The 20,270-nt window shown below is 71.1% G+C and carries 22 protein-coding genes; 10 read left to right on the plus strand and 12 right to left on the minus strand.

What is annotated here, in order from left to right:
• Window positions 1-123: 123 nt before the first annotated feature.
• Window positions 124-702: a 2'-5' RNA ligase family protein gene (locus AB0D74_RS27140; RefSeq protein WP_362592184.1), complete on the plus strand. Its 579-nt coding sequence runs from the start codon at window positions 124-126 to the stop codon at window positions 700-702.
• A 98-nt stretch (window positions 703-800) separates the two neighbouring features.
• On the opposite strand, the gene AB0D74_RS27145 is transcribed toward AB0D74_RS27140, so the two are convergent.
• Complete coding sequence (locus tag AB0D74_RS27145) at window positions 801-1,556, minus strand: decaprenylphospho-beta-D-erythro-pentofuranosid-2-ulose 2-reductase (protein WP_362592186.1); 756 nt, start codon at window positions 1,554-1,556, stop codon at window positions 801-803.
• A gap of 26 nt (window positions 1,557-1,582) precedes the next feature.
• Window positions 1,583-2,938, minus strand: coding sequence for an FAD-binding oxidoreductase (locus AB0D74_RS27150; RefSeq protein ID WP_362592189.1), 1,356 nt, complete (start codon window positions 2,936-2,938; stop codon window positions 1,583-1,585).
• A 139-nt stretch (window positions 2,939-3,077) separates the two neighbouring features.
• Here AB0D74_RS27150 and AB0D74_RS27155 point away from each other — a divergent pair, with 139 nt between their 5' ends.
• The 4 genes from AB0D74_RS27155 to AB0D74_RS27170 all read left to right on the plus strand — a co-directional run bounded on the left by AB0D74_RS27155 (window position 3,078) and on the right by AB0D74_RS27170 (window position 5,906).
• On the plus strand, window positions 3,078-3,575 hold the full coding sequence (locus AB0D74_RS27155; RefSeq protein WP_362592193.1) for a phosphatase PAP2 family protein: 498 nt from the start codon (window positions 3,078-3,080) through the stop codon (window positions 3,573-3,575).
• A gap of 71 nt (window positions 3,576-3,646) precedes the next feature.
• Window positions 3,647-4,591 carry a decaprenyl-phosphate phosphoribosyltransferase gene (locus AB0D74_RS27160; RefSeq protein WP_362592284.1) on the plus strand — a complete coding sequence of 315 codons (945 nt, stop codon included), beginning with the start codon at window positions 3,647-3,649 and terminating at the stop codon, window positions 4,589-4,591.
• Window positions 4,588-5,013: a GtrA family protein gene (locus tag AB0D74_RS27165; RefSeq protein WP_362592196.1), complete on the plus strand. Its 426-nt coding sequence runs from the start codon at window positions 4,588-4,590 to the stop codon at window positions 5,011-5,013. Before AB0D74_RS27160 ends, AB0D74_RS27165 begins: the two co-directional genes overlap by 4 nt.
• Window positions 5,001-5,906, plus strand: a complete 906-nt coding sequence (locus AB0D74_RS27170; RefSeq protein WP_362592199.1) for a YihY/virulence factor BrkB family protein — start codon at window positions 5,001-5,003, stop codon at window positions 5,904-5,906. The genes AB0D74_RS27165 and AB0D74_RS27170 overlap by 13 nt, the downstream gene beginning before the upstream one ends.
• On the opposite strand, the gene AB0D74_RS27175 is transcribed toward AB0D74_RS27170, so the two are convergent.
• Window positions 5,854-7,116 carry a D-alanyl-D-alanine carboxypeptidase gene (locus AB0D74_RS27175; protein ID WP_362592202.1) on the minus strand — a complete coding sequence of 421 codons (1,263 nt, stop codon included), beginning with the start codon at window positions 7,114-7,116 and terminating at the stop codon, window positions 5,854-5,856. The genes AB0D74_RS27170 and AB0D74_RS27175 overlap by 53 nt on opposite strands.
• 91 nt (window positions 7,117-7,207) lie before the next feature.
• Between AB0D74_RS27175 and AB0D74_RS27180 the strand changes: the two genes are divergently transcribed.
• The 3 genes from AB0D74_RS27180 to AB0D74_RS27190 all read left to right on the plus strand — a co-directional run bounded on the left by AB0D74_RS27180 (window position 7,208) and on the right by AB0D74_RS27190 (window position 9,635).
• Entirely contained in the window at window positions 7,208-7,447 is a 240-nt protein-coding gene (locus AB0D74_RS27180) for a hypothetical protein (RefSeq protein WP_362592205.1), read from the plus strand.
• A 224-nt stretch (window positions 7,448-7,671) separates the two neighbouring features.
• A complete protein-coding gene (locus AB0D74_RS27185; protein WP_362592207.1) occupies window positions 7,672-9,228 on the plus strand; it encodes an ABC transporter substrate-binding protein in 1,557 nt (518 codons plus the stop codon).
• Between the two features lie 5 nt (window positions 9,229-9,233).
• A complete protein-coding gene (locus tag AB0D74_RS27190) occupies window positions 9,234-9,635 on the plus strand; it encodes an ATP-binding protein (RefSeq protein ID WP_362592287.1) in 402 nt (133 codons plus the stop codon).
• A 104-nt stretch (window positions 9,636-9,739) separates the two neighbouring features.
• Here the strand turns inward: AB0D74_RS27190 and AB0D74_RS27195 are convergent, their stop codons facing one another.
• Window positions 9,740-11,173, minus strand: a complete 1,434-nt coding sequence (locus AB0D74_RS27195; RefSeq protein ID WP_362592209.1) for a HAMP domain-containing sensor histidine kinase — start codon at window positions 11,171-11,173, stop codon at window positions 9,740-9,742.
• Window positions 11,170-11,859: a response regulator transcription factor gene (locus AB0D74_RS27200; RefSeq protein ID WP_351485385.1), complete on the minus strand. Its 690-nt coding sequence runs from the start codon at window positions 11,857-11,859 to the stop codon at window positions 11,170-11,172. The genes AB0D74_RS27195 and AB0D74_RS27200 overlap by 4 nt, the downstream gene beginning before the upstream one ends.
• A gap of 171 nt (window positions 11,860-12,030) precedes the next feature.
• Here AB0D74_RS27200 and AB0D74_RS27205 point away from each other — a divergent pair, with 171 nt between their 5' ends.
• Window positions 12,031-14,451 carry an MMPL family transporter gene (locus AB0D74_RS27205; RefSeq protein ID WP_362592290.1) on the plus strand — a complete coding sequence of 807 codons (2,421 nt, stop codon included), beginning with the start codon at window positions 12,031-12,033 and terminating at the stop codon, window positions 14,449-14,451.
• Here the strand turns inward: AB0D74_RS27205 and AB0D74_RS27210 are convergent.
• From AB0D74_RS27210 to AB0D74_RS27225, 4 genes are all read right to left on the minus strand, one after another.
• On the minus strand, window positions 14,444-15,190 hold the full coding sequence (locus AB0D74_RS27210) for a TetR family transcriptional regulator (protein ID WP_362592213.1): 747 nt from the start codon (window positions 15,188-15,190) through the stop codon (window positions 14,444-14,446). The two genes, AB0D74_RS27205 and AB0D74_RS27210, sit on opposite strands and share 8 nt — an antisense overlap.
• 9 nt (window positions 15,191-15,199) lie before the next feature.
• Entirely contained in the window at window positions 15,200-15,694 is a 495-nt protein-coding gene (locus AB0D74_RS27215) for a DCC1-like thiol-disulfide oxidoreductase family protein (protein WP_362592216.1), read from the minus strand.
• The gene (locus AB0D74_RS27220) at window positions 15,691-16,098 is read right to left on the minus strand and encodes a hypothetical protein (protein WP_362592219.1); all 408 of its coding nucleotides are present in this window, start codon (window positions 16,096-16,098) and stop codon (window positions 15,691-15,693) included. The genes AB0D74_RS27215 and AB0D74_RS27220 overlap by 4 nt, the downstream gene beginning before the upstream one ends.
• A 94-nt stretch (window positions 16,099-16,192) precedes the next feature.
• Window positions 16,193-16,603 carry a VOC family protein gene (locus AB0D74_RS27225; RefSeq protein ID WP_362592222.1) on the minus strand — a complete coding sequence of 137 codons (411 nt, stop codon included), beginning with the start codon at window positions 16,601-16,603 and terminating at the stop codon, window positions 16,193-16,195.
• A gap of 131 nt (window positions 16,604-16,734) precedes the next feature.
• Here AB0D74_RS27225 and AB0D74_RS27230 point away from each other — a divergent pair, with 131 nt between their 5' ends.
• Window positions 16,735-17,175, plus strand: a complete 441-nt coding sequence (locus AB0D74_RS27230) for a hypothetical protein (protein ID WP_362592225.1) — start codon at window positions 16,735-16,737, stop codon at window positions 17,173-17,175.
• A gap of 62 nt (window positions 17,176-17,237) precedes the next feature.
• Here the strand turns inward: AB0D74_RS27230 and AB0D74_RS27235 are convergent, their stop codons facing one another.
• The 3 genes from AB0D74_RS27235 to AB0D74_RS27245 are packed head-to-tail and all read right to left on the minus strand — an operon-like array spanning window position 17,238 to window position 20,270.
• The gene (locus tag AB0D74_RS27235) at window positions 17,238-18,017 is read right to left on the minus strand and encodes a succinate dehydrogenase iron-sulfur subunit (RefSeq protein WP_362592228.1); all 780 of its coding nucleotides are present in this window, start codon (window positions 18,015-18,017) and stop codon (window positions 17,238-17,240) included.
• Entirely contained in the window at window positions 18,017-19,771 is a 1,755-nt protein-coding gene (gene sdhA, locus AB0D74_RS27240; RefSeq protein WP_362592231.1) for a succinate dehydrogenase flavoprotein subunit, read from the minus strand. The genes AB0D74_RS27235 and sdhA overlap by 1 nt, the downstream gene beginning before the upstream one ends.
• Window positions 19,772-19,790: 19 nt before the next feature.
• Window positions 19,791-20,270: a succinate dehydrogenase hydrophobic membrane anchor subunit gene (locus AB0D74_RS27245; protein WP_351714984.1), complete on the minus strand. Its 480-nt coding sequence runs from the start codon at window positions 20,268-20,270 to the stop codon at window positions 19,791-19,793.

The following is a 20,270-nucleotide window of genomic DNA, read 5'->3' on the forward strand; positions in this document are numbered from 1 at the left end:
GAAGCGCTGCACATCACTTCGGCCACGGCTGCCCGCGAGGCGGCCGTGGCCGTACAGTCGATAGACGGACGCCCGGGTACGAACCCGACATGCGTCCGCCCACCACGACCGACGGGAGATGACGTGGGGACCGTAACGATCGGCGTGTCGATCGCGGTCCCGGAGCCTCACGGCAGCCTGCTCCAGGAGCGGCGCGCGGGCTTCGGCGACGCCGCGGCCCACGGCATCCCCACGCACGTGACCCTGCTGCCGCCGACGGAGATCGACGCGGAGGCGCTGGCCGCCGTGGAAGCCCACCTGGGCGAGGTCGCCGCGGTCGGCCGGCCGTTCCCGATGCGGCTGTGCGGTACGGGGACGTTCCGGCCGCTGTCGCCGGTGGTGTACGTCCGGGTGGTCCAGGGCGCGGACGACTGCGCGTGGTTGCAGCAGCGGGTGCGGGACGCGTCCGGGCCGCTCGACCGTGAGCTGCAGTTCCCGTACCACCCGCATGTGACCGTCGCGCACGGGATCGACGAGGCGGCGATGGACCGGGCGTTCGCCGAGCTCGCGGACTTCGAGGCCGAGTGGCCGTGCATGGGGTTCGCGTTGTACGAGCAGGGGGCGGACGGGGTGTGGCGGAAGCTGCGCGAGTACGCGTTCGGGGGTTCTGTCGTTCCTCCTCAGGTGGGGCATGTGGAGCAGGGGAGTGTCGCCGGTCGGTAGGCCGCGGGGCGGTGGGGGCTGGTCGCGCCCACGCGGCGGCAGCCGCATATCGAATACAGCCCCGCGCCCCTGAAGGGGCGCGTTCCCGCGGGCCGGAACTAGATCGGCAGCCTTCGGAAGACCGAACGCGGTGCGTGCCGCAGTGCCGACATCACCACCCGCAGTGCCCCCGGTACCCACACCACCTCCGAGCGCCTGCGCAGGCCCAGCTCGATCGCCGTCGCCACCGCCTCCGGGGTCGTGGCGAGGGGGGCTTCCTCCAGGCCGCTCGTCATCCTGGTGCGGACGAACCCCGGCCGTACGACCATCACGTGCACGCCGGTGCCGTGCAGGGCGTCGCCCAGCCCCTGGGTGAAGGCGTCCAGGCCCGCCTTGCTGGAGCCGTAGATGAAGTTGGAGCGGCGGGCGCGTTCCCCGGCCACCGAGGAGAGGACGACCAGGGAGCCGTGGCCCTGGGTCTGCACGGCCCGTGCGGAGACCAGGCCCGCCGAGACGGCGCCCGTGTAGTTGGTCTGGGCGACGCGCACGGCGTTGACCGGTTCGCGTTCGTCGGTCGCCTGGTCGCCGAGGATGCCGAAGGCGAGCAGGACCAGGTCGATGTCGCCGTTGGCGAAGACCTTGCCGAGGGTGCTCTCGTGGGACTCGGGGTCGAGCGCGTCGAAGGGGACGGTGTGGACGTCGGGGCCGAGGGCGCGCAGCTGCTCGGCGGCCTGTTCGAGGGCGGGGGAGGGGCGGCCGGCCAGCCAGACCGTGCGGGTGCGGCGGGCGATCAGCCGGCGCGCGGTGGCCAGCGCGATCTCCGACGTACCGCCGAGGACGAGCAGGGACTGGGGCATTCCGAAGGCGTCCTTCACGGCAACTCCTGAGGGCTGGAGGAGGGCTAGAGACCGAGGCGGCGGGAGAGGTCGGAGACGAAGACCCCGCGCGGGTCCAACTCCGCGCGCAGGGCGCGGAATTCGGTGAGTCGTGGGTACATCGCGGCGAGCAGGTCGGGGCGGAGCCGGGCGTCCTTGGCGAGGTAGACGCGACCGCCGGCGGTCGCGACCTCCTCGTCGAGTTCGTCGAGGAAGGCGCCGAGGCCGGGCAGCCCGGCGGGGATGTCGAGGGCGAGCGTCCAGCCGGGCACGGGGAAGGAGAGCCAGCCGGGGTCGGCCTCGCCGAACCGCTTGAGGACGGCCAGGAAGGACGGGCAGCGGCGCTCCGAGATCCGGGCCACGATCCGGTGCAGGGCGGCCTCCTGGCCGTGTCCGACGACGAACTGGTACTGGACGAAGCCGGCCCGGCCGTAGACGCGGTTCCAGTGCGGGACGCCGTCCAGGGGGTGGAAGAACGCGGAGATGCGCTGGAGTTGGCCGGTGCGGGCGCGGGGTGCCTTGCGGTACCAGAGTTCGTTGAAGAGGCCGACGGTGGTGCGGCCCAGGAGGCCTTCGGGGAAGCAGGCCGGGGCGGGTGGCAGCTCGCGGGGGCGGAAGGCCAGCGGGGCGCGCCCGGCGCGGGAGTTCCCGGCGAGCGCCTCCCGGGGCGCGTGGTCGCCGCGGGTGAGCACCGCGCGCCCGGTCGCCGCCCCGCGCGCGAGCAGGTCGATCCAGGCGACCGAGTAGCGGTAGCGGTGGTCGGTCCCGGTCAGCCGGGCCATCAGGTCGTCGAGGTCGGCGGCGCGTTCGGTGTCGACGGACATGTACGACGTCTCGACGGGGAGGAGGCGGACGGTCGCCGTGAGGATCACTCCGGTCAGACCCATGCCGCCGGCCGTCGCGTCGAACAGCGGGGTACCGCGGCTCACCGTGCGGACCTGGCCGTCCGCGGTGAGGAGTTCGAAGGACAGCACGTGACGGGAGAAGGATCCCGAGACATGGTGGTTCTTGCCGTGGATGTCGGCGCCGATCGCGCCGCCCACCGTCACCTGGCGGGTCCCCGGGGTCACCGGGACGAACCAGCCGAGCGGCAGCAGCACCTCCATCAGGCGGTGCAACGAGACCCCGGCGTCGCACAGCACGGTGCCGCCGTCGGCGTCGATGGCGTGGACGCGGTCCAGGCCCGTCATGTCGAGCACGGCACCGCCGGCGTTCTGCGCCGCGTCCCCGTAGGCCCGGCCGAGGCCCCGCGCGATACCGCCGCGCGCCCCGCAGTTCCGGATCGCGTCCGCCGCCTCCTGATAGGTCCGGGGGCGGATCAGGCGGGCGGCGGTGGGGGCGGTGCGGCCCCAGCCGGTGACGGGGACGGTCTCTCCAGACATACGGCGACCGTAACGCCCGTTATGGGTAATTAGCGCTATTGGCCACGGGAGATCGCCTGACTCCCCGAAACGGGTGATTATCCGAATGTCGCTCAATATGGTCGTAGCTTTGGCGGGATGAGGGTGAACAGTGAGTCCAATGGACGACATGGACCACCGGATCCTCTCCGCGCTGCACGCCTGCGGTGCCGATCCACGCGTCGCGTCGGCCGCGCGTGGTCTCTCCCTCGCCGGTGAGCACGGCGCGCTCTGGCTCGCGGCCGGCCTCGCCGGGGCCGCCGTGGACGGCGCCCGGCGCGGCGCCTGGCTGCGCGGCACGGCGCTCGTCGCGGTCGCGCACCTCGGCAGCATGGGCGTCAAACGGGTCGTACGCCGGGCGCGCCCCGCACATGTCCGGCCCCGGATGCGCACCGCGGGCCGGCACTCCTTCCCCAGCTCGCACGCCTCCTCCGCGACCGCCGCCGCGGTCGCCTTCGGGGCGCTCGGGGTGCCCGCCCTCGCGCCGCTCGCGACCGCCATGTGCCTGTCCCGGCTGGTCGTCGGCGTGCACTTCCCGACGGACGTGGCGGCGGGCGCGGCCCTCGGGGCGCTCACCGCCCGCGCCGGGGCGCGCTGGATGAGCGGAGGCACGGCGTGACCGAGACCGCGCACGCCGCCGCGGAAGGGGTCGCCGAAACGGCGTCGGCGACGGGCGCTGCAGAAACGACTCTGCGCGAACAGCGCGGCCACCCCTCCCGGGCCCACGCGACGGCACGCGCGCGGGTCACCCCCGGCGGCCTGCTCACGGGCCTGCTGAAGACCGCCCGCCCCAAGCAGTGGGTCAAGAACACCCTCGTCGTCGCCGCCCCGGCCGCCGCCGGCCGGCTCTTCTCGGTGCCCGCCCTCGGCCGCCTCGCCCTGACCTTCGCCCTCTTCACGGCCTGCGCCGCCGCCGTCTACCTGATCAACGACGCCCGGGACGCCGAGGCCGACCGCGCCCACCCCGTCAAGTGCCACCGCCCCGTCGCCGCCGGCCAGGTCCCGGTCCCCGTCGCCTACGCCGTCGGCGGCCTCCTGGCCGTCCTCGCGCCCCTGCTCGCGGCCCGGCTGGCCCCGCCCCTGGTCGCCGTCCTCCTGACCGCCTACCTGGGCATGCAACTGGCCTACTGCGTCGCCCTGAAGCACGTCCTGGTCGTCGACCTCGTCGTCGTCACCACCGGCTTCCTGATGCGGGCGATGGTCGGCGGGGTCGCCCTCGGCATCCCGCTGTCCCGCTGGTTCCTGATCACCACCGGCTTCGGCGCGCTCTTCATGGTGGCGGCCAAGCGCTACTCCGAGGCCGTGCAGATGGCCGGAAAAGCCGGCGCCACGCGCGCGCTGCTCACCGAGTACACCACCGGCTACCTCCGCTTCGTCTGGCAGCTGGCCGCCGGGGTCGCCGTCCTCGCCTACTGCCTGTGGGCGCTGGAGGGCCGCGACGGACCCGGCGCCGGCCTGCTGCCCTGGCGCCAGCTGTCCATGGTCGCCTTCATCCTGGCGATCCTCCGGTACGCCGTCTTCGCCGACCGCGGCACCGCAGGCGAACCCGAGGACGTCGTCCTGCGCGACCGCGCGCTCGCCCTGATCGGCCTGGCGTGGCTGGCCATGTACGGCCTCGCGGTGGCCCACTGGTGACCGCGCCCGCGCGCGAGCTGATCGGCTTCGCGACCGTCGGGCTGCTCGCCTACGCGGCCGACCTCGGCCTCTTCAGCTGGCTGCGCGGGCCGGCCGCCCTCGACCCGCTCACCGCCAAGTCGCTGTCCTTCGTGGCCGGCTGCACGGTCGCCTACCTCGGCAACGCCTGCGGCACCTACCGCCACGCCCGCGCAACCGGCGCGCGGGCCTACGCCGTCTTCGTCGCCGTGAACCTCGCCGGCGCCCTCGTCCAGCTGCTCTGCCTCACCGTCAGCCACTACGGGCTCGGCCTCACCTCGCAGCGCGCCGACACCGTCTCCGGCGCGGTCGTCGGCATGGCGCTGGCCACGATCCTGCGCTTCTGGGGTACCCGGACATTGGTGTTCCGCGGAGGGGGCAGAGTCGGATCATGGACTGGCTGAGAAGACTTCCCGTCGTCGGCCCCCTCGTGGGCTGGCTGATGACGACGCACGTGTGGCGGTCGTACGAGCGGCTCGACGAGGTGAAGTGGTCGCGGCTGGCCGCCGCCATGACCTTCATCAGCTTCATCTCGCTCTTCCCGCTGCTGACCGTGGGCGCCGCGATCGGCGCCGCCACGCTCAGCGAGTCCCGGCAGCAGGACCTCCAGAAGAAGATCGCCGACCAGGTGCCCGGCATCTCCGACCAGCTGGACATCCACTCCCTGGTGCAGAACGCCGGCACGGTCGGCCTGATCGCCGGCGCCGTCCTGCTGTTCACCGGCATCAACTGGGTCGGCCAGATGCGGGACTGCCTGCGCGCGGTGTGGCAGCTGCCCGACCAGGAGCAGAACCCGATCCTCGCCAAGGCCAAGGACGGCGTCATCCTGGTCGGCTTCGGCGGCGCCGTGCTCGTCACGCTCGCCGTCTCCACCGTCGCCTCGGCGGCGGTCGGCTGGACGTCCCGGCAGCTCGGCATCGCCGAACACAGCTGGGGCAGCCTCCTGCTCCGTACCGCCGCCTTCGCCGTCGCCGTGACGGCCGACTTCCTGCTCCTGCTCTACGTCCTCACCCTGCTGCCCGGCGTCGAACCGCCGCGCCGCCGCCTGCTGGTCGCGGCCCTGATCGGCGCGGTCGGCTTCGAACTCCTCAAGCTGCTGCTCAGCGGCTACATCCAGGGCGTCGCCGGCAAAAGCATGTACGGCGCGTTCGGCGTCCCGGTGGCCCTGCTGCTGTGGATCAACTTCACGGCCAGGATCGTCCTGTACTGCGCCGCCTGGACGGCGGAGGAGACCACCGCCGAGTTCAGGGGCGAGTCCGCCGGCGGACCAGATCCGGCAGCGGCCAACGGCGGTTGACCAGGAACGCCGCGACCGTCAGCAGCACCACCGCGCCGCCCGCGATCCCCAGCGCCACCCCGACCCCGCCGGAGCCCTGCGCGGAGGCCGCGGCCACCGGCTTCGAGCTCGTGTCGGCGTCCTTGCCGACGTCCGTGGCCCGCGGCGAGGCACCGGAGGTCACCGCGCCCCTGGGCGGCACCAGTTCGCCCACCGGAGTCACCTTGCCGGCCGCCTGGAACCCCCAGTCGAACAGCTGGGCGGTCTCCTTGTAGACCTCGTTGTGCTCCTTCTTCTCCGGGTTCATCACGGTGACCAGCAGCACCCGGCCGTTCCGCTCGGCGACCCCGGTGAAGGTGGCGCCCGCGTTGGTGGTGTTGCCGTTCTTCACGCCCGCGATGCCCTGGTAGACCGGGATGTCGGTGTCCCCGCTCAGCAGCCGGTTGGTGTTCTGGATCTCGAAGGACCCGCGGACCGACTTGCCCTTCGCGTTCTTCGTCGTGTCGCCCGGGAAACTGGCCCGCACGGTCGAGCAGTACTCCCGGAAGTCCTTCTTCTGCAGCCCGGAACGCGCGAACAGCGACAGGTCGTACGCCGACGACACCTGCCCCGGCTGGTCGTAGCCGTCCGGACTCACCACGTGGGTGTCCAGCGCCTGAAGCTCCTCCGCGTGGTCCTGCATGTCCTTCACCGTCTGCTCGACCCCGCCGTTCATCGCGGACAGCACGTGCACGGCGTCGTTGCCCGAGCGCAGGAACACCCCGAGCCAGAGGTCGCGGACCGTGTAGGTCTGGCCCTCCTTTATCCCGACCATGCTGGAACCGGCGCCGATGCCCGCGAGGTCGGCCGGCACCACCGTGTGCGGGGTCGACTTCGGGAACCGGGGCAGCACGGTGTCCGCGAACAGCATCTTCAGGGTGCTCGCCGGGGGCAGCCGCCAGTGTGCGTTGTGCGCGGCGAGCACCTCGCCCGACTCGGCGTCGGAGACGATCCAGGACCGCCCCGTGACGTCCTTCGGCAGCACCGGCACCCCGTCGGCCAGGTTCACCTGGGTACCGGGCTGCCCCAGCCGGGTGCCGCCCACCGTCGACATGCCCGCCGGGGGAGTGGCCGACGGAGTGGTGGAGGGTGTCGGCGCGGCGAGCGCGGCCGGCGCGGTGGACGACAGGGACAGCAGGGCGGCGGAGAGGACCAGCAGCGCGCGGCTGGCCTTCGGCTTCGGAGCGGGCACGGACGAGAACGTACCTGCCGCGGAGGGGGAAGTCCCGTCACCGACTCCACCCCGGAACCGGAACCGGACAGCGGCGGGCGATACTGACTCCATGAAGCTCAGCCGTCCGGTCTCCTGGTTCCTGCTCGCGTTCGGGGTGTGGAGCTGGTTCATCTGGATCACTTTCGTCAAAAACCTCGTCAAGGACGGCAGCGGACTCGCCTTCGACGACGGGCATCCCACGGCGTACTTCTGGATCCACCTGACGCTGGCCGTCGTGTCCTTCGTATTGGGGACGGTCATCGGGGGCATCGGGTTGCGCGGAGTGCGCGCACTGCGCCGTACGTCATAGCGGCGGGACAGCGGGCCGAACCGCCCCGCGCCGGCTGTGGAAGAGCTGTGAAATCCGGCGGAAACAAGCCATCGGTAAGTTCTTCCTCATCTAGTCAGATCACTCTTCCCCCACATGAAACTCCTGTGATTAGGTGAGCCGCGTCACTTAGGGGAGTGGCACTTGTGGAGGGCCTGGGCAGGGCCTGGAACGGACCCGTGCTGGTCCTGGGGAGGGCACCGACCATGCGATCTGTTCGCATGCGGATTCTCGTGACACTCGTCGTCCTGGCGATCGTGGGGATCGGCGGCTGGCAGCTGTTGCCGTCGCAGGAGAACAAGAACAAGACCATCACCGTCGGTACGACCGACGCGGTCACCTCGCTCGATCCGGCCGGTGCGTACGACGCCGGTTCCTGGGCGTTGTTCAACAACGTCTTCCAGACCCTGCTCACCTTCGAGCCCGACGGCGTCAAGCCGGTCCCGGACGCGGCGGAGAGCTGTGAGTTCACGGACTCGGGTCTCCAGACGTACCGCTGCGTGGTGCGCGACGGGATCACCTTCCCGAGCGGCCGGGCGATGACCGCCGAGGACGTGAAGTACTCCTTCGACCGGGTCAAGAAGATCAACTCCGATGTCGGCCCGGCCTCCCTGCTCTCGACGCTGCAGTCGGTGACCGCCTCCGGCAGGACCGTCACCTTCCACCTGTCGTCCCCGGACGCGACGTTCCCGTTCAAGCTCGCCACCGGCGCCGGCGCGATCGTCGACAAGGACAAGTACCCGGCGGACAAGCTGCGCACCGACGAATCGGTGGACGGCACCGGCCCGTACACCCTGACGTCGTACACGAAGGACAAGCGGGCCGTCCTGCGGCCCAACAGCCGCTACAAGGGCGAGCTGAGCGGCACCGGCCGCCCCGTCGAGCTGGACTACTACGCCGACTCGGCCAAGCTCGCGAGCGCGTACAAGGCCAAGCAGGTCGACGTGGCGACCCGGACGCTGCCGCCCGCCATGGTCTCCAAGCTCTCGCCGAGCGACCCCGACCAGCGCGTCCTGGAGTCCGACAGCTCCGAGACCCGCAACCTGTACCTGAACACCCGGGCGAAGTCGCCCCTGCACGACGTGCTGGTGCGCCGGGCCCTCGCCTGGCTGGTCAACCGCGAGGACCTCGCCGCGTCCGTGTACGACGGCACGGTGGAGCCGCTGTACTCGCTGATCCCGAGCGGCCTCACCGGCCACACCACGTCCTTCTTCGACACCTACCCCACCCAGAGCGTCGACAAGGCGAAGGCGCTCCTGGAGCAGGCCGGCGTCAGCACCCCCGTCGAGTTCTCCTTCGGCTACGGCATCGGCCACGGCGCGGGCGCCGAGGAGGCCGCCGCGCTGAAGAAGCAGCTGGAGAAGGGCGGCCTGTTCAAGGTCGACGTCAAGGGGTACGAGTGGACCGACTTCCAGAAGTCCTGGGCCGAGGGGAAGATGGACGCCTGGGCGGTCGGCTGGGTCGCCGACTATCCCGACCCGGACACCTTCGGCGCCGCCCTGGTCGGCAGTGACTCCGTCATGAGCACCGGCTACAGCAACAAGATCGTCGACGGCCTGCTCCGGAACAGCCAGCGGTACGCCGACCGCAGCGACGCCGAGCAGGACTTCCGCACCGTCCAGACGGACGTGGCGGACGACGTCCCGCTGATCCCGCTGTGGCAGCGCACGGACTACGTCCTCAGCAGCGAGGACGTGGGCGGAGCCCAGTACCTCAACGACAGTTCGGGCATCTTCCGCCTGTGGAGTCTGGACTGGATCTGACGGGCGTGCTGAGACGCAACGCCTTCCGGCTTCCCCGGCACCCGGCGTCCGTCGGCCTCGCCCGGCACCGGGTCCGGGACCATCTGGCCGCCTGGGGCCACGGCCCGGACACCCCGGCGGTCGACGACGCCCTGCTCCTCGTCTCCGAGCTGGCCACCAACGTCGTCCGTCACGGCCCTTTGCGGGAGCGGGAGTTCGAGGTCGCGGTGACCGCCCTGGCCGACGGCTCCTGCCTCATCGAGGTCTCCGACGAGGGCCGCGCGGAACCCCGCCTGCGGATGGTCCGGGAGGCCGACGAGACGGGCCGGGGCCTGCACCTGGTGGGGACGATCGCCGCGGCCTGGGGCGTATGGAGCAGGGGAGCCCACGGCAAGACCGTCTGGGCGTTGGTCTCGGTCGACCCGTAGCCGTCGCGGCTGCGGCGCCGTCGTGGTTGCTCGCGCAGTTCCCCGCGCCCCTTCAGGGGCGCGGGGAACTGCGCGACCAGCCACAAGGGACCCGCACTCGAAACTCATACCGACAGCAACGTCACCGTCACCGCCAGCCCTTCTCCAGGCGCCGTCCGCACCCCCACCTCACCCCCGTGCGCCTCCACCACACCCTGCACGATCGCCATCCCCAGCCCGCTTCCCTCCGCACTCCCCACCCGGAAGAACCGGTCGAAGATCCGCGCCGCGTCCTCCTCCTCCAACCCCGGCCCCTCGTCGGCCACACACACCCGCACCACCCCGTCCGACCGCTCCACCCCCAACGTCACCCCCGCCTCGAGAGGCGTATGCGTCCGCACGTTGGCCATCAGGTTCCCCAGCACCTGCCGCAGCGCCGACTCGTCCGCCCGCACCAGCACCGCCCCGTCGGCCTCCACGGCCACCGGCCGCCCCGGCTGCTGCGCCCGCAGGTCCTCCGCCGCGTCCCGCACCAGCCGGCTCAGGTCGACGTTCCGGAACCTGATCTCCGGCCGCTGGTCGAGCCGGGCGAGCAGCAGCAGCTCGTCGACGAGGCGGCCCATCCGTTCCACCTCGCCGTTCATCCGGTCCCAGGCCCGCCGCCGCTCCCCGGGGTCGCTCAGCATCCCCTTCTCGTACAGCTGGAGATAGCCGCGGATGGCGGCGAGCGGGGTGCGCAGCTCGTGCGAGGCGTCGGCGACGAACCGGCGCAGCTGGCCCGCGCTGCGCTCGCGGGTCCGGTACGCCGTCTCCACCTGGTGCAGCATGGCGTTGAGGGCCAGCCGCAGCTGCTCGACCTCCTCCGTCGGATGCTGGCTGGAGGGCACCCGCCGGGTCAGGTCGCCCTCGGCGATCGCCGACGACGTCTCCACCATGTCCTCCAGCGGCAGCAGCCGTTGCCGCACGCTGTACATGGTCAGGCAGCACAGCAGCGCGAGCAGCAGCGAGCCGACCGCGAAGTCGAGCCTGAGCGCCTTGGCTATGCCCTTGTGCAGCAGCTCGGTCGAGGTGGCCAGCAGGATGTAGGAGCCGTCGGCGAGCCGTGTCGCCGTCACCCGGTAGGAGGCGCCGTGCACGTCGACGTCGCGCGGGTCGGGGGCGGCGGTGAGGGCCCGCGGGTCGGAGACGACGGCGGCGAGGGAGCGCTGGGCCTCGGTCGGCTTCATGCCGAAGAGGGAGATCGCGTCGCCCCTGGTGTCGATGACCGTGAAGATCGAGTCCGGTGTCGGGTCGGACTCGGCGGGGGTGATCCGGTCGCGGATCACGCCGAGCGCGCCCAGCGAGTCGACCTGCCGCAGTGTGAGTCCCGAACTGCCCAGTGACGTCCGCATCTTGAGCAGCTCGGAGTCCACCTGGTCGAGCAGGTACAGCCGCATGCCCATGATGCTCACGGCGGTCGCCACGACGATGCCGACGGCGAGCAGCCCGACGTTGGCCAGGGTGAGCTTGCCGCGCAGCGAGTGCAGTCCGTGCCGGTGCCGGCGCTTGCCGAGGTTCATGTCAGGCCGTACCCGACGCCCCGCCGGGTGGTGATCACCGGTGCGCCCAGGGCGTCGAGCTTGCGCCGCAGGTAGCTGATGTACGTCTCCACCACGGTCGACTCGGACGGTATGTGCTCGTACTGCCAGACGTGCCTGAGCAGTTGCTCCTTCGGCACGATCCGGCCGCCGTTGCGCACCAGGAAGCGCAGCAGCGCGTACTCGGTCGGGGTCAGCTCGACCGTGCGGCCCGCGCGGTGCACCGAGTACGTCGTCTCGTCCAGCTCCAGGTCGCCGTAGCGCAGCGGCGGGCGCTGCTGGATGACGTCCGCCGGGCGGGTGCGGCGCAGCACGGCGCCGATCCGGGCGACGACCTCGTCGATGTTGAACGGCTTGGTGATGTAGTCGTCGCCGTAGCCGAGCGCCCCGACTATCTCGGCCGGGGCGTCCCGCGCGGTGAGGAACACCAGTGCCAGGTCGGGCTGCCGGGCGCGCAGCTCACGGGCGAGGGCGCGGCCATCGCCGTCCGGCAGCATCACGTCGAGCAGCGCCGCGTCCGGCCGGGTGCGCTCGGCCAGCGCGAGGGCGTCCCGGACCGTGCCGGCCGTCATCACCTCGAACCGGTGGTAGCGCAGGGCGATGGCGAGGACGTCCGCGATGCTCGGCTCGTCCTCCACGATCAGCACGGTGCTGCCTGGAGCCGTCATGCCCCCAGTATCGGCGCCGCCGCCGACAGCGGGGGGCGCGCAGCTTTGGAGTTCCTTGAGAGTCATGCGCGCCCCGTGTCCCGGCACGCGGCCCGCTGCCGATCCTGTTGCCCAGGACCTGGGGGACCGACCGAACTGATCGACGAAAAGGAGCTGTTGAGCGTGACGGCATTGGCACGGTGGTGCTATCGGCACCGGCTGGTGGTCCTGTTGCTGTGGGTGGGGGCACTCGTCGGCGTGGGCTTCTCGGCCTCGTCGGCGGGCACGAACTACGCGAACGTCTTCTCCCTTCCCGACACGGACTCCAAGACCGCGTACGACCTGATGGAGAAGGCCTTCCCGAACACCTCCGGTGACACGGACACCGTGGTGTGGAAGGCCGACAGCGGCTCGGTGACGGACCAGGCGGTCGAGGACCGCGTCCAGCCGGCCCTCGACAAGATCGCCAAGCTGCCCGGCGTGGGCGCGGTCACCAGCCCCTACGCGGGCGCCCGGGGATCCGCACAGATCAGCAAGGACGGCACGATCGCCTACGCCCAGCTGACCTTCACCAAGCGGGCGAACGAGATCCCGAAGGAGCAGGTGCAGAAGGTCCTCGACACCGCGCAGGCCGCCGAACGCGACGGCCTCCAGGTCGAGGTGGGCGGCCAGGCCATCCAGCGCGTCCAGGAGCCGCCGCAGGGCCTGTCCGAGATGGTCGGCATCATCGCCGCGGCCGTCGTGCTGTTCCTCGCCTTCGGCTCGTTCTTCGCGATGACCCTGCCCATCGCGATCGCCGTCTTCGGCGTCGGCATGGGCCTGTTCTCCACCCAGCTGCTCAGCCACACCACCGACATCCCCGACATCGCGCCGCTGCTCGCCTCCCTGATCGGCCTCGGTGTCGGCATCGACTACGCCCTGTTCATCGTCACCCGGCACCGGCGCGGCATCCTGCGCGGCATGGACCCGGAGGAGTCGGCGGTCACCGCCCTCAACACCTCCGGCCGGGCGGTGCTGTTCGCGGGCGGCACGGTCTGCATCGCACTCGCCGGCATGCTGGTCACGCGGCTGGCCTTCCTGCAGGGCGTGGTCATCGCCACGTCCCTGACGGTGGTCCTGAGCGTCCTCGCGGCCACCACCCTCCTGCCCGCCCTGCTCGGCTTCCTCGGCCCGCGCGTCCTCAGCCGCCGCCAGCGCCGCCGGCTGGCCGCCGAGGGCCCGGAGCCGGAGAGGGCGAGCGGTCTCGCGGCCCGCTGGTCGGCGAACGTCGAGAAGCGCCCGCGCCGCATCGCCGCGCTCGCCGTGGTCGTCATGGCGGTCCTCGCCATCCCGGTCTTCTCGCTCCGCCTCGGCGCCACCGACCAGGGCAACGACGACGCGTCCACGACCACCAGGAAGGCCTACGACCTGCTCGCCGAGGGCTTCGGCCCCGGCTTCAACGGCCCCCTCCAGGTGGTCAGCGTCGGCGGCGACACGGCGCAACTGGTCCAGGGCCTGAAGTCGACCCCGGGGATCGCCCAGGTCGCCGAACTGCCGTCGTCCCAGGGCGTCACGGTCATCCAGGTGGTCCCGACCACCTCCCCGCAGTCGAAGGAGACCGACGACCTCATCGACACCCTGCGCGACCAGGTGATCCCGAAGGCGGGCGCGGAGGCCCACGTCGGCGGTGTGACGGCGGTGTCCAAGGACTTCGCCTCCGTCACCGGCGACCGTCTCCCGCTCTTCATCGCGACCATCATCACCCTGGGCTTCCTGCTCCTCCTGGTCGCCTTCCGCTCCCTGGTCGTCCCGCTGACGGCCGCCCTGATGAACCTGATCGCGGCGGCGGCCTCCTTCGGCGTCCTGGTGGCGGTCTTCCAGTGGGGCTGGGGCCTGGACCTGCTGGGCCTCGGCAAGGAGGGCCCGATCAACGCGTTCCTGCCGGTCATCATGCTCTCCCTGCTCTTCGGCCTCTCCATGGACTACCAGGTGTTCCTGGTGAGCCGGATGCACGAGGAGTGGGTGCACACCAAGGACAACGCGCGGGCGGTCCGGGTCGGCCTCGCGGAGACCAGCCGGGTCATCAACTCCGCGGCCCTGATCATGGTCTGCGTCTTCCTGGCCTTCGTCCTCAGCGGCGACTCGGGCGCGGCGACGGCCGGCGTGGGCCTGGCGGCGGCGGTCGCCCTGGACGCCTTCATCCTCCGTACGGCCCTGGTCCCGGCGGCGATGCACCTGCTGGGCAACTCCAACTGGTGGCTGCCGGCCTGGCTGGACAAGCGGCTCCCGCACCTCGCGGTGGAACCCCGGGAGACGCCCGCCCCGGAGCAGGCCGCAGGCCCGGCAGGCCCGGCGGGCCCGGCCACGGCGATCCACGGCTTCGTCCGCACGCCGGACGGTGAGCCGGTGGAGGAGGCGTCGGTGACGCTGATGTCCAAGGGCGGACGTCAGCTGGACCGGGTGACGTCCCTGGCGGACGGCTCGTACATCGTGTCGGTCCCGGAGCCGGGTTCGTACCTGCTGGCCGTCGCGTCGTCGTCGTACGGCTCGAAGGCCCGGCACGTGACGGTGGCGGAGGGGCCGGTGGTGTACGACGTGGAGCTGACCGGGGACGAGGTGGACGCGGTCAGCTAGCCGGACCCCTGGCCCTGCCGCCCGGATCCGGCAGTACCCGGGTCATCCCCGGCAGGAAGTCCGTGAACAGCTCGTGCACCTCAAGGACCAGCGGTCGTAGCACCCGGAACCGCGCGAGGGACACCCCTCGCGCGGTCAGCCGGGCCCCCCGCTCGGCGAGCCGGTAGCTGCGCTCCCGCCCCTCGGTCCGGTCGAAGATCCAGTAGAGCACCAGGCCCATCTGCGAGAGCCACATCAACTCGGGCAGCACGTCCCGCAGTTCGGGTGCCACCTTGGTCTTCGCCCCGGCGAGCACCTCCCGGTGCACGCTGATCGCCTCCACGCGCGCGTGCTCGCTCTCCGGGGAGAAGGGGCTGAGCGGGCTGTCGGGGTCGGCGGCGTTCTTGAAGAAGTGGACCGCGAACTCGTGGTACGGCCGGGCGATGTCCAGCCACACCTTGAGCACCCCCGCGAGCCGCGCCTCCAGGTCGGTCTCCTTGTCCAGGACCTCGCGGACCGCCACCCGGTGCTCGGCGGCGAGCTGGTCGTAGAAGCCCTGGATCAGGTGTTCCTTGCCGGCGAAGTAGTAGTACGCGTTGCCGACGGAGACCCCGGCCTCCGTGGCGATGGCCCGCATCGTCGTCTTCTCGTAGCCCCGCTCCCGGAACAGGCGCATCGCCGTCTCCAGGATCAGCGCGCGGGTCTGCTCGGACTTGCTCTGGGCAGCGGCCTCGACCGGGCCGTCGTTCTTCGCGGACACGGACAGAGCCTAACCAGTGGCGCATGCGCCGTCGGAACAGCCCGGAGGGTTGAAGATCCACCCGACAGCGGGTTCGTACACCCACCCGTCCTCCCTGCGGAAGGGCTTCCCGTTCCCCAAGCCGCCCCGCCACCAGGCGGCGGCGAGCACCGCGCCCCGGGCCAGCCGGGCCCCGGCCGGGGTGCTCAGCCGGTGGGCGAGCGGTCGCTGCTCCCGCAGCGCCCACAGCACGACGATCCAGGCGGCGGTCTCCCGGTAGACCTGGCCGGCGTCACCGACGACGGTGACCTCGTCGAAGGTGGCCGAGTGGTCGAGGCCGGGGAACCGGGTCCGGGCCTCGGGCGAGCCCGCCGGGACCAGCTCCAGCGGCACCAGCTGCGGCTGGCGCACGAGCCAGTCGCGCAGATGGGTGCAGAGGCCGCACTCGGCGTCGTAGAGGACGGTGAGCCCGTGGACCGGGACGCGCGCGGCGCCCCGGTCGTCGGTCGCGGTCACGGCGGTCACGCCCCGGCCGCCGGCGCGGTCCAGCCCTGCGGCGGGACCGGCGGGAACTGCTCCTTCTCCATGATCCCGCGGCGCCTGATCCGGTTCAGCACGTAGACGTTGCCGAGGTGCATCGCGCCGAGCACCAGCAGCACCACCCCGAGCTTGGAGGAGAGCGCCTCGAAGATGCCCCGGGTGTCGGCGACCGTGTCGGTGGTGTGCAGGTAGAGCGCGACGAAGCCGAGGTTGACGAGGTAGAAGCCGACCACCAGGAGGTGGTTGACGGCGTCGGCGAGCTGCTCGTTGCCGTGCAGGACGTCGGAGAGGAAGATCCGGCCGTTGCGGCTGAGCGTGCGGGCCACCCAGATGGTCAGACCGATGCTGACGAGCAGGTAGATGACGTAGGCGATGACCGTGCGGTCCATGCCCCACCCCTTCTTGAACGCGTTCAAAACGCTGACAGGGATGACTGTAGACCTGCTTTTGAACATGTTCAACTCGGTTGCGGAGTGACCCGTTTCACCCCCGCCGCGCCAGCTCCGGCCGCTTGCTGTAGTCCGTGAAACCGAGGATGTTCCCCCAGGGGTCGGCGACCTCGACGGTCCAGCCGGTGGCCACGGAGAACGGCTCGTCGAGCACGGCGATCCCCGCCGCCCTGAACCGCTCGGCCGCGGCCCGCGCGTCCGGCACCTCCAGCCACACGCGCGGCGACGCCCACACCGCCGGCCGGTGCCCGAGCCCTTCCTCGGCCCGCAGCAGGATCCCGGGTGTCTCGCCCCCGACCTTCAGCAGCGCGATCCCGCCCTCGTCGAACCGGAACCCCACCGTGAACCCGGCCCGCTCGTAGAAGCCCACGGCGTCCGCGAGCCTCCCGACGGGCATCACCACGTTGTCGAACCCGAGCAGTTCGTACGACTCGTCATCTGACATGCGATCAGATTAGGAGCGGACTTGACGGTTGCCGGGCGGGCTGACCGTCGGGTCACTCAATGGGCCGAGAAGGGGCCCGGTACGTCGCTACGCTGAGCCGTCGTCGGTGCCGGGCGAACGAGGGGGCGGGGATGGCTCCGGGAGCAGAGGCCTTCCACGGCGAGGCGCGGGCGGCTTTCGCCGGGGTCGCGCGGCGGCTGGGCCTGGACGGACCGGGCGGCGGGGAGGGGGACCCGCATCTCGCGGTCGCGGCCTACGCCGGCTCGGGAGTGACCTACACGGCGGTCCTCGGCCTGTGGCAGGGCGACGTCGAGATCCACGTCTGCCGCAGGACCGCACTGACCGAGTGCAAGGTCGGCATAGAGACGCTGGCCGTCTCGGCCGGCCTCGTGGACCGCCCCGGCCACGTCTCCTTCGACGCCCGCACCCTCCGCCGGCTCCGCAGGTCCCTGGCCGGCCAGGTGCACTACGTCGAACTCGTGCACCCCCTGGTCTCCGGCGACCCGGACACCGCCCTCGCCCTCATGCGCGCGGCGGGCGCCCGGGAGTGGCGCAGACCGCCCGCGAGGTGAGGCCGGGTACGCGGAAGGCCCCGCCCCCGGGTGGGGGCGGGGCCTTCCAGCGGGTGAGGGGATCAGAAGCGGCGCGTGATCAGGGCGCGCTTGACTTCCTGGATCGCCTTGGTGACCTCGATGCCGCGCGGGCAGGCGTCCGTGCAGTTGAAGGTCGTGCGGCAGCGCCAGACGCCGTCGCGGTCGTTGAGGATCTCCAGGCGCTGCTCGCCCGCTTCGTCACGGCTGTCGAAGATGAAGCGGTGCGCGTTGACGATGGCGGCCGGGCCGAAGTACTGGCCGTCGTTCCAGAAGACCGGGCACGAGGAGGTGCAGGCCGCGCAGAGGATGCACTTCGTGGTGTCGTCGAAGCGCTCGCGGTCCTCGGCGGTCTGGAGACGCTCGCGCGTGGGCTCGTTCGTGTCCTTCGTGATGAGGAAGGGCATGACGTCCCGGTACGCCTGGAAGAACGGCTCCATGTCGACGACCAGGTCCTTCAGGACCGTCAGGCCCTTGATGGGCTCGACCGTGATCGGCTTCTCGGGGTTGATGTCCTTGATCAGCGTCTTGCAGGCGAGCCGGTTCTTGCCGTTGATCCGCATCGCGTCCGAGCCGCAGATGCCGTGCGCGCAGGAGCGGCGGAAGGTCAGCGTGCCGTCGACGTCCCACTTGATCTTGTGGAGGCCGTCGAGGACGCGCTCCTTCGGGTCGATCTCCAGCTGGAAGTCTTCCCAGACCGCGTCCGCGGAGACTTCCGGGTTGAAGCGGCGGACCCGGAAGGTGACCGTGATGTAGGGGGAGTCGGCGAAGCCGGGCTCGGGCTGGCCGGCCGCGTCCGCCTTGTCCAGAACGGGGGTTGCCATCAGTACTTACGCTCCATCGGCTGGTAGCGGGTCTGGACGACCGGCTTGTAATCGAGACGGATGGACTCGGCGCCGTCGTCGCCGACCTCGCGGTACGCCATGGTGTGGCGCATGAAGTTGACGTCGTCGCGGTTCGGGTAGTCCTCGCGGTAGTGACCGCCGCGGGACTCCTTGCGGGCCAGCGCGGAGACCGCCATGACCTCGGCGAGGTCGAGCAGGTTGCCGAGCTCGATCGCCTCCAGGAGGTCCGTGTTGAAGCGGCGTCCCTTGTCCTGGATCGAGACGTTCTTGTAGCGCTCGCGCAGCTCCGCGATCTTCTCGACCGCCGTCTTGATCGTCTGCTCGGTGCGGAACACCATGACGTTGGCGTCCATCGTGTCCTGAAGCTCCCGGCGGATCGTGGCGACCCGCTCGTTGCCCGTCGAGGTGCGCAGCTGCTCGATCTGGTCGACGACGAACTCGGCCGGGTTCTCCGGGAGTTCGACGAAGTCGACGGTGTGCGCGTACTCGGCGGCCGCGATGCCCGCCCGGCGGCCGAACACGTTGATGTCGAGGAGCGAGTTGGTGCCGAGGCGGTTGGCGCCGTGGACCGAGACGCAGGCGACCTCGCCGGCCGCGTACAGGCCCGGGACGACCGTGGTGTTGTCCGAGAGGACCTCGCCCTCGACGTTGGTCGGGATGCCGCCCATGGCGTAGTGCGCGGTCGGCTGGATCGGGATCGGGTCCGTGTACGGCTCGATGCCCAGGTAGGTGCGCGCGAACTCGGTGATGTCCGGGAGCTTCGCGTCCAGCTGCTCCGGCGGGAGGTGGGTGAGGTCGAGGTAGACGTGGTCGCCCTCGGGACCGCAGCCGCGGCCCTCACGGATCTCCGTGTAGATGGAGCGGGACACGACGTCACGGGACGCGAGGTCCTTCATGACCGGCGCGTACTTCTCCATGAAGCGCTCGCCGTCCTTGTTGCGGAGGATGCCGCCCTCACCGCGGGCGCCCTCCGTCAGCAGGATGCCCATGCGCCAGATGCCGGTCGGGTGGAACTGGAAGAACTCCATGTCCTCCAGCGGCAGCCCGCGGCGGTAGACGGCGGCCTGGCCGTCACCGGTGAGCGTGTGGGCGTTCGACGTCACCCGGAAGAACTTTCCGGTGCCGCCGGAGGCGTAGATGACGGCCTTCGCCTGGAAGATGTGGATCTCGCCGGTGGCCAGCTCGTAGGCGACCACGCCGGACGACTTCTTGACGCCGTCCTCCTCGGTGATCAGCTGGTCCAGGACGTAGAACTCGTTGAAGAACTCCACGCCCTCCTTGACGCAGTTCTGGTACAGCGTCTGGAGGATCATGTGGCCGGTGCGGTCCGCGGCGTAGCAGGACCGGCGGACCGGGGCCTCGCCGTGGTTGCGGGAGTGACCGCCGAAGCGGCGCTGGTCGATGGTGCCGTTCGGGGTCCGGTTGAACGGCAGGCCCATCTTCTCCAGGTCGAGGACGGCGTCGATGGCCTCCTTCGCCAGGATCTCGGCGGCGTCCTGGTCGACCAGGTAGTCACCGCCCTTGATCGTGTCGAAGGTGTGCCACTCCCAGTTGTCCTCCTCCACGTTGGCGAGCGCGGCGGCCATGCCGCCCTGCGCGGCGCCCGTGTGGGAGCGGGTCGGGTAGAGCTTGGTCAGGACCGCGGTGCGGCTGCGCTTCGTGGACTCGATGGCCGCGCGCATGCCCGCGCCGCCGGCGCCGACGATGACGGTGTCGTACTTGTGGATCTTCATGATTCTCGCAGCCCCGTGCCTAGCGGATGTTCGGGTCGAAGGTGAAGATCACCAGCGAGCCCAGCAGGATGGTGAACACCGTGGCCGTGTAGAGCAGGCCCTTGAGCCACAGCCGGGTGTTCGCGCGCTCCGCGTAGTCGTTGATGATCGTGCGCAGGCCGTTCGCGCCGTGCAGCATCGCGAGCCACAGCATCAGCAGGTCCCAGACCTGCCAGAACGGGCTCGCCCAGCGGCCGGCCACGAAGGCGAAGCCGATCTTCGACACGCCGCCGTCGAGCACCAGCTGGATCAGCAGGTGGCCGAGGACGAGGACGACCAGCACGACGCCGGACAGGCGCATGAACAGCCAGGCGGCCATCTCGAAGTTGCCGCGGGTGGAGCGCGGGGTCTTCTTGGTGCGCTTGCGCGGGGCCTCGATGAGGGGGGCCGGGTTGTCGACGTTGAAGAGGGGTGCGCCCTCGACGGGACCGACGCCGGCGGTGGTTTCAGTGGTCGACAT

Source organism: Streptomyces sp. NPDC048278, assembly GCF_040652195.1.
Lineage (GTDB): Bacteria > Actinomycetota > Actinomycetes > Streptomycetales > Streptomycetaceae > Streptomyces.